General features: G+C 71.8%; 8 protein-coding genes and 2 pseudogenes. 8 read left to right on the plus strand and 2 right to left on the minus strand.

All coding sequences use genetic code 11. The annotated features are described in order from the left end of the window. Nucleotides 1–221: pseudogene (gene pgk / locus SACSA_RS24580) on the minus strand (phosphoglycerate kinase); the annotation flags it as partial. 8 nt (nucleotides 222–229) lie between these two features. Here pgk and SACSA_RS0109575 point away from each other — a divergent pair. Further along, nucleotides 230–684 (plus strand): annotated as a pseudogene (locus SACSA_RS0109575) (helix-turn-helix domain-containing protein); the annotation flags it as partial. 51 nt (nucleotides 685–735) lie between these two features. After that, nucleotides 736–1,116 (plus strand): Rid family detoxifying hydrolase, encoded by a 381-nt coding sequence (locus SACSA_RS0109580; RefSeq protein WP_019815402.1) that lies wholly within the window; start codon nucleotides 736–738, stop codon nucleotides 1,114–1,116. A 62-nt stretch (nucleotides 1,117–1,178) separates the two neighbouring features. On the opposite strand, the gene SACSA_RS0109585 is transcribed toward SACSA_RS0109580, so the two are convergent. Then, nucleotides 1,179–1,547 carry a DUF1844 domain-containing protein gene (locus SACSA_RS0109585; RefSeq protein WP_019815404.1) on the minus strand — a complete coding sequence of 123 codons (369 nt, stop codon included), beginning with the start codon at nucleotides 1,545–1,547 and terminating at the stop codon, nucleotides 1,179–1,181. Between the two features lie 259 nt (nucleotides 1,548–1,806). Between SACSA_RS0109585 and infC the strand changes: the two genes are divergently transcribed. From infC to pheT, 6 genes are all read left to right on the plus strand, one after another. Then, complete coding sequence (infC, locus tag SACSA_RS0109590) at nucleotides 1,807–2,385, plus strand: translation initiation factor IF-3 (RefSeq protein WP_019815406.1); 579 nt, start codon at nucleotides 1,807–1,809, stop codon at nucleotides 2,383–2,385. A 241-nt stretch (nucleotides 2,386–2,626) separates the two neighbouring features. Further along, on the plus strand, nucleotides 2,627–2,821 hold the full coding sequence (rpmI, locus tag SACSA_RS0109595; RefSeq protein WP_019815408.1) for a 50S ribosomal protein L35: 195 nt from the start codon (nucleotides 2,627–2,629) through the stop codon (nucleotides 2,819–2,821). 67 nt (nucleotides 2,822–2,888) lie between these two features. Continuing rightward, nucleotides 2,889–3,266, plus strand: a complete 378-nt coding sequence (gene rplT / locus SACSA_RS0109600; RefSeq protein WP_019815410.1) for a 50S ribosomal protein L20 — start codon at nucleotides 2,889–2,891, stop codon at nucleotides 3,264–3,266. A 29-nt stretch (nucleotides 3,267–3,295) separates the two neighbouring features. Next, the gene (locus tag SACSA_RS0109605) at nucleotides 3,296–4,069 is read left to right on the plus strand and encodes a TrmH family RNA methyltransferase (protein ID WP_028661726.1); all 774 of its coding nucleotides are present in this window, start codon (nucleotides 3,296–3,298) and stop codon (nucleotides 4,067–4,069) included. A gap of 119 nt (nucleotides 4,070–4,188) precedes the next feature. Beyond that, nucleotides 4,189–5,256: a phenylalanine--tRNA ligase subunit alpha gene (pheS, locus tag SACSA_RS0109610; protein ID WP_019815414.1), complete on the plus strand. Its 1,068-nt coding sequence runs from the start codon at nucleotides 4,189–4,191 to the stop codon at nucleotides 5,254–5,256. Nucleotides 5,257–5,328: 72 nt separating this feature from the next. Continuing rightward, on the plus strand, nucleotides 5,329–7,418 hold a 2,090-nt coding region (gene pheT, locus SACSA_RS0109615), incomplete at its 3' end, for a phenylalanine--tRNA ligase subunit beta (RefSeq protein WP_019815416.1).

The following is a 7,418-nucleotide window of genomic DNA, read 5'->3' on the forward strand; positions in this document are numbered from 1 at the left end:
GCGAGTACTTCTCCTCCGGTGCGCCCTTCGGCCTGCCCAGGTGCGCCGCCACGACGACGCGTGCGCCCGCACGGGCGAGGCGCTCGATGGTGGGCAGCGCGGCACGCACACGGCCGTCGTCGGTGATCTCTTCTCCGTCCAGCGGGACGTTGAGGTCGGCGCGCACGAGCACGCGCCGACCCGAGACCGCCCTCGCCGACCAGGTCGTCGAGTGTCGTCACCGGCATGGATCAGGGTGACCTCGGCACGCGACCTGGCCGTGGTCCGGGAGGCCGTGTCGGCCGGTGTGGTGCAGTACCTGCTCAAACCGTTCACCTTCGCCGTGCTCAGGGACAAGCTCGCCCGCTATGCCCGCTTCGCGGAGCGGGTGACCCGTCAGGGGAGGTGCGGGGTCAGGCCGACCTGGACCGGATGTTCGCGACCCTGCGCACACCGGATCACGGCAGCCTGCCGAAGGGCATGAGCGCGGCGACGCTCGACGCGATCAGTACCGCACTCGCCGAGGCCACCGACGGCCTGTCCGCCTCGGCGGCGGCGTCGGCGACCGGGGTCTCGCGCGTGACGGCTCGCCGCTATCTGGAGTACCTGGCCGACAGCGGCCTCGCGCGGCGCAGCCCGCACTACGGCACCGTCGGGAGGCCGGAGGTCCGCTACCTGCCTGTGAGAGCCGATCCGGCAGGATGACGGTCGCGCGCACCCGCGCCGCGACACGCCGACGAGGGAAGGGGTCCGGGAATGGACAGGTACGCCGTGCACACCGAGGCGGCACCGGCGCCGGTGGCGGCCTACTCGCAGGCCGTCCGTAAGGGGCCGATCCTGCAGGTGGCCGGGCAGGTGGGGATCGACCCGGCCACCGGTGAGGTGGCACCGGGCGGCGTCGCGGAACAGACCCGGCAGGTGTTCGCGAACCTGCGCGCGGTCCTACAGGCGGGCGGGGCCGGCCTCGGCGACGTGGTGATGATGCGTGCCTATCTCACCACTCCCGACGACTTCGCCGAGTTCAACGCCGTCTACAACGACGTGGTGGTGTCGCCCTACCCGGCCCGCACCACCGTCTACGTCGGCCTGCCCGCGGGACTGCTCGTCGAGATCGACGCGCTCGCGGTGCCGGGCTGACGACCCGGCGTGCCCGGACGACGCCACGCCCGACGCGGGCAGCGCCGGAGGTCATGGCGCCGTCAGTGCACCGGGCCGGTGTACTTCTCGCCGGGTCCCTGACCCGGCGGGTCGGGCACGGTGGAGGCCTCGCGGAACGCCTTCTGCAGGGATTGCAAGCCGTCGCGCAGGGGACCCGCGTGCAGGCCGAGGTACTCGCCGGAGGCCGTCACGAGCCCCGCGAGAGCCGTGATGAGCCTGCGTGCCTCGTCGAGGTCACGGTGTGGGCTGGCGTCCGGGTCGTCGTCGGCGAGGCCGAGCCGCTCGGCGCCCGCCGACAGCAGCATGAGCGCAGCCCTGCTGATGACCTCGACACTCGGGATGTCGCGCAGTTCCCGCGAATCGGGGGGAACATCGCCGGTTCCAGGAGCGTTGAAGGGATCGTCGTGCACGTCTGGTACGATTCCACGTGCGACCAGCTCCCGAGCGATCGGGGGCCGCAAGTGGAGCCCCGCTCCCACCCGAGTCGCCGTCACAGGCGTCCGGGTCCGGTCACGCGATGCGCGGGCGGCACCGCCGCCGACGGTCGCGGAGCATCCGGTGTCTCCGGATGCCGATCGGATTGAGGGCCCCGCACACGGGTAGCACAGGTACCGGTGCCGGGGCCCGTGGTATGTGGGCACCAGGTCGAGCAGGCACGACAACCGACACTTGGACCAAGGAGGCCCCATCAGCTCCGAGACGCGCATCAACGAGCGCATCCGTGTCCCCGAGGTTCGCCTCGTGGGACCGAACGGTGAGCAGGTCGGCATCGTCCGGATCGAGGACGCGCTGCGGCTCGCCCAGGAGGCCGACCTCGACCTGGTCGAGGTGGCCCCGCAGGCACGCCCGCCGGTGGCGAAGCTCATGGACTACGGCAAGTACAAGTACGAGAGTGCTCAGAAGGCCCGTGAGTCCCGCCGCAACCAGCAGCTCACCGTCATCAAGGAACAGAAGCTGCGGCCCAAGATCGACCCGCACGATTACGAGACGAAGAAGGGGCACGTGTCCCGCTTCCTCGAGGCGGGCAACAAGGTCAAGGTGACCATCATGTTCCGCGGGCGTGAGCAGTCCAGGCCGGAACTGGGTTTCCGGTTGCTGCAGCGGCTCGCCGACGACGTGTCCGAGCTGGGCTTCATCGAGTCGTCGCCGAAGCAGGACGGCCGCAACATGATCATGGTGCTGGCGCCGCACAAGAACGCGAAGGCGAAGTCGAAGGCGACGAAGGACTCGGGCAGCGCCGAGTCGTGAGAGCCCGGCCGCCACGACCGGGCGGCGGCAGCCCGCTCCGGCTGCCGAGTCGTGGCCCGCGAGTCGGCAGCCGAGTCCTTCGCCGAGCCGAGTCGTGACGGTGCGCCCCGTCCTCGGACGGTGGCGGGGCGCCTGATGCGGGTGGGGTATACCGGCCCGGCCCGTGGTCGCGGTCCCGTGGCCGCCGACAACGCAGCGGCACACCGGTCGACGGTGTGCCGCCGTCCTGAAAGAGGGAAGAATGCCGAAGAACAAGTCCCACAGCGGGATGTCGAAGCGCGTCCGCGTGACGGGCAGCGGCAAGATCCGGCGCGAGAAGGCCGGCCGCAGGCACCTGCTCGAGAAGAAGTCGAGCAGGGTCACCCGCAGGCTCGAGGGAACCACCGAGCTCGCGGCGCCCGACGTGCGCCGTGTCAAGCGGCTCCTCGGCCGCTGAGCAGCCCACTCCGCCGTAACCCACCGGGGCGCCCCGGCCGCGCCCCCCGAGACGACAGGATGGACCCGTGGCACGCGTCAAGCGGGCGGTCAACGCCCAGAAGAAGCGCCGCGCAACTCTCGAGCAGGCCAGCGGCTACCGCGGCCAGCGTTCGCGGCTGTACCGCAAGGCCAAGGAGCAGAATCTCCACTCGCTCACCTACGCCTACCGCGACCGTCGGGCCCGCAAGGGTGATTTCCGGCAGCTCTGGATCACCCGGATCAACGCGGCGGCCCGCCAGAACGACCTGACCTACAACCGGTTCGTGCAGGGCCTCAAGGCCGCCGGTGTGGAGGTCGACCGCAAGATCCTCGCCGAGCTCGCGGTCAACGACGCCGACGCCTTCGCCTCGCTCGCGGCCGTGGCGAAGGAGAACCTGCCCGCCGACGCGAAGAAGTCGGCCTGAACGCCGAGCGACACCGACCCGGGGACGGCCTGTTCACGCACAGGACGCCCCGGGTCGTCGCCGCTCGGCGGTTGACGACGCGCTCGGGTCGTGCCGAGGCGGGCCGGTTCCTCGTCGAGGGAGCCCAGGCCGTGCGGGAGGCGCTGCAGTACGGCCGCGTGCACGAGGTGTTCGCCACCGAGGACGCCGCGCGGCGGCACACCGCGCTGCTCGAGCACGCGCCGTCGGTGTCGCTGATCGACCGCCGCGCCGCCGAACTGCTGTCCGAGACCGTGACACCGCAGGGTCTTGTGGCGGTGTGCGACACCGTGACCGTGGACCTGGACACCGCGCTGGCGGGCGCGCCCGGTCTGGTGGCCGTGCTCGTCGGCATCGCCGACCCGGGCAACGCGGGCACCGTGCTCCGCGTGGCCGACGCCGCGGGCGCGGACGCCGTGATCCTGGCCGGGGACGGTGTGGACGTGCACAACGGCAAATGCGTGCGCGCCTCCACAGGGAGCCTGTTCCACCTTCCCGTCGCACGGGAGCGCGACACCGCGGCCGTCGTGGCCGGGTGTGCCCGCGCGGGCCTGCGTACCGTGGCCGCGCACGGCTACGCCGAGCACGATCTCCGCACGGCGGAAGGTCTCGACGCGCCGACGGCGTGGTTGTTCGGCAACGAGGCGCACGGCCTGCCCGACGACGTGCTCGCGGCGGCCGACGCGGCCGTGCGTGTTCCGCTGTACGGCCGGGCGGAGAGCCTCAACCTGGCCACCGCCGCCGCGGTGTGTCTGTACGCGCGCGCGTTGCGACGACCCTCCTGACGGAGGGTGACCGGGGGCGGTGTCCGCGCCCTCGCATAGAATCGCCCGCGTGCATCGCTGACGTGCGCTCACGCCCGTGTGCAGCACGCCCGCCCCGTGAAGCGGACGTTCGAGGAGTTATGTCCGAAGCCGTGGAAGAGCAGGAGCCAGGGTCGGCCGACCGGCTCGCCCCCGAGTCGATCGCCGCCGCCGTCGAGCGTGCCAAGGAGGCGTTCGCCGCCGCCGGGGACCTCGACGAGCTGGCCGCCGTCAAACCCGCGCACGTCGGCGATCAGTCGCCGCTGTCCCTGGCACGCCGCGCCATCGGCGCGCTGCCCAAACAGGACAAGGCGGACGCGGGCAAACGCGTGAACCAGGCACGGCAGGAGGTGCAGGCGGCCTTCGACGAGCGGCTCGCGCGGTTGCGGGCCGAACGCGACGAGCGTGTCCTACGCGAGGAAGCTGTCGACGTGACACTGCCGTGGGACCGCGTTCCGCGCGGTGCCCGGCACCCGATCACGACGATCGCCGAGCGCGTGGCCGACGTGTTCGTGGGCATGGGCTACGAGGTGGCCGAGGGTCCCGAGTTGGAGGCCGAGTGGTTCAACTTCGACGCGTTGAACTTCGGCAAGGACCACCCCGCACGGCAGACGGCCGACACCTTCTACGTCGCGCCGGAGGGGTCGAACCTGGTGCTGCGTACCCACACCTCGCCGGTGCAGGCGCGCGCGCTGCTGCACCGCGATCTGCCCGTCTACGTCGTGTGCCCGGGCCGCACCTTCCGCACCGACGAACTCGATTCCACGCACACGCCCGTGTTCCACCAGGTCGAAGGGCTGGCCGTGGACAAGGGCCTGACGATGGCGCACCTGCGCGGCACGCTCGACGCGTTCGCCCGGGCCGTGTTCGGCGAGGAATCGGGCACGCGCTTCCGTCCGCACTTCTTCCCGTTCACCGAGCCGTCGGCGGAGGTCGACGTGTGGTTCCCCGAGAAGCGGGGCGGCCCGGGCTGGGTCGAATGGGGTGGTTGCGGCATGGTCAACCCGAACGTGCTGCGCGCCTGCGGTGTCGATCCGGACGTCTACTCCGGCTTCGCGTTCGGCATGGGCCTCGAACGGACCCTGCAGTTCCGCAACGGCATTCCGGACATGCGCGACATGGTGGAGGGGGACGTGCGCTTCACCCTCCCCTTCGGAACGGAGGCGTGAATGGCGCAGGATCGTGTGGCGCGTCATGGGCGCCGACCGGGTGTGGGTGTCCCACAGGAAACGGAGGCGTGAATGCGAGTCCCCGTCAGTTGGCTCACTGAGCACCTCGAACTCGGGCCGGACGTCACGCCGGAGCAGTTCGCCGACGCCTTCGTCCGGCTGGGGATCGAGGTCGAGGACGTCCAGCGGGTCGGCAGGGTCACCGGACCGCTGGTCATCGGCCGGGTCGCCGCCGTCGAGGAACTCACGGAGTTCAAGAAGCCCATCCGCTACTGCCGCGTCGACGTCGGGGGTGACGTCGACGGTGTGGCCGCCGACGCCGGTGTTCCCGGGGGCGACTCCGAGGAGGCCGACGGCGTCCCGGACGCCCAGGTCGGTGCCGGGGACGGGATCGCGGTCACCCGCCCGCCCACCAACGGCATCATCTGCGGTGCGACGAACTTCACCGAGGGCGACCTCGTCGTCGTGGCCCTGCCCGGTGCCGTGCTGCCCGGCGACTTCACCATCACCGCGCGCGAGACCTACGGCCGTGTGAGCGAGGGCATGATCTGCTCGGCGCGCGAGCTGGGCATCGGCGAGGACCACAGTGGCATTCTCGTGCTGCCCTCCGGCACGGCCGATCCGGGCGACGACGCCCGCACGGTGCTCGACCTGGACGACACCGTGCTCGAGCTGACCGCCACTCCCGACCTCGGCCACGCGCTGTCGGTGCGTGGCTTGGCACGTGAGCTCGCGAGCGCCTTCGACGTCCCGTTCGTCGATCCGGCGCAGGGGGACCTGCCCGGCGCGGAGGGCGAGGCGTGGCCCGTGCGCATCGACGACCTGGACGGGTGCCGCCGGTTCGTCCTGCGGCGCGTGACCGGGCTGGACGCGGGCGCGCCCACGCCGTGGTGGATCCAGCGGCGCCTGCTCCTGGCGGGAATGCGGCCGATCTCGCTCGCGGTCGACGTCACCAACTACGTGATGCTCGAACTCGGCCATCCGCTGCACGCCTTCGACACGGGCGCGATCAAGGGCGACCTCGTGGTGCGACGCGCGGAGCGGGGCGAGACGCTGACCACGCTCGACGACGTCGAACGGGAGCTCGACCCGGACGACGTGGTGATCGCCGACGACAGTGGCGTCATCTCGCTGGCGGGCACGATGGGCGGTGCGGGCACCGAGATCCGCACCGACAGCACCGACGTGTTGTTGGAGGCCGCCCACTGGGACCCGTCTTCGATCAGCAGGACAGCGCGACGGCACAAACTGTTCTCCGAGGCGGCCAAGCGCTTCGAGCGCTACACCGACCCGGAGCTGTGCGCGGCGGCGGTCGAGTCGGCCGCCCGCCTGCTGCGCCGGTACGGCGATGGCGGCATCCGGCCCGGCCGCACGGACGTGGGGGCCGTCGAACCAGCCCGGTCGATCACGATGCCGATCAACCTGCCCGACCGGGTCGCCGGGGTGCACTTCGACCGCGGGGCAACGGTGCGCAGGTTGACCCAGGTCGGCTGCAAGGTTTCGCTCGGTACCGGCGACGACGGCACCGCGCTGGTCACCGCCGTGCCGCCGAGCTGGCGCGGTGATCTCGCCCAGCCCGCCGACCTGGTCGAGGAAGTCCTGCGGCTGGAGGGCTACGACCACATCCCGTCGGTGCTGCCGTCGGCTCCCGCCGGGCGCGGTCTGACGAGCGCGCAGCGTCGGCGGCGCGCAGTGTCGCGCACGCTGGCCGAGTCCGGCTACGTCGAGGTGCTCCCGTTCCCGTTCGTGGCCCCGTCGATCTGGGACGAGCTGGGCCTGTCGGCCGACGACGTGCGCCGGAACGCCCTGAGCGTGCTCAATCCCCTGGAGTCGGAGCGTCACCAGCTCGCGACGTCGCTGCTGCCCGGGCTGCTGGACATCCTGCACCGCAACCTCTCGCGCGGGTTCCGGGACGTGGCGCTCTATCACGTGGGTCAGGTCGTGCTGGCCCACGAAGGACAGACCGCGGCTCCTGACCCCTCCGTGGCGGTCCGGCCGGACGCGACCGAGCTCGCCGAGCTGGAGGCGGCGGTGCCCGACCAGCCGGTCCATGTGGCGGTCGTGCTCACCGGACGGCGCAGGCGACCCGGATGGTGGGGTGCTGGTGAGGACGCGGGCTGGGCCGATGCCGTGCAGGCGGCCCGCGACGTCGCCGACGCGGC

This window comes from Saccharomonospora saliphila YIM 90502 (assembly GCF_000383795.1).
GTDB lineage: Bacteria > Actinomycetota > Actinomycetes > Mycobacteriales > Pseudonocardiaceae > Saccharomonospora > Saccharomonospora saliphila.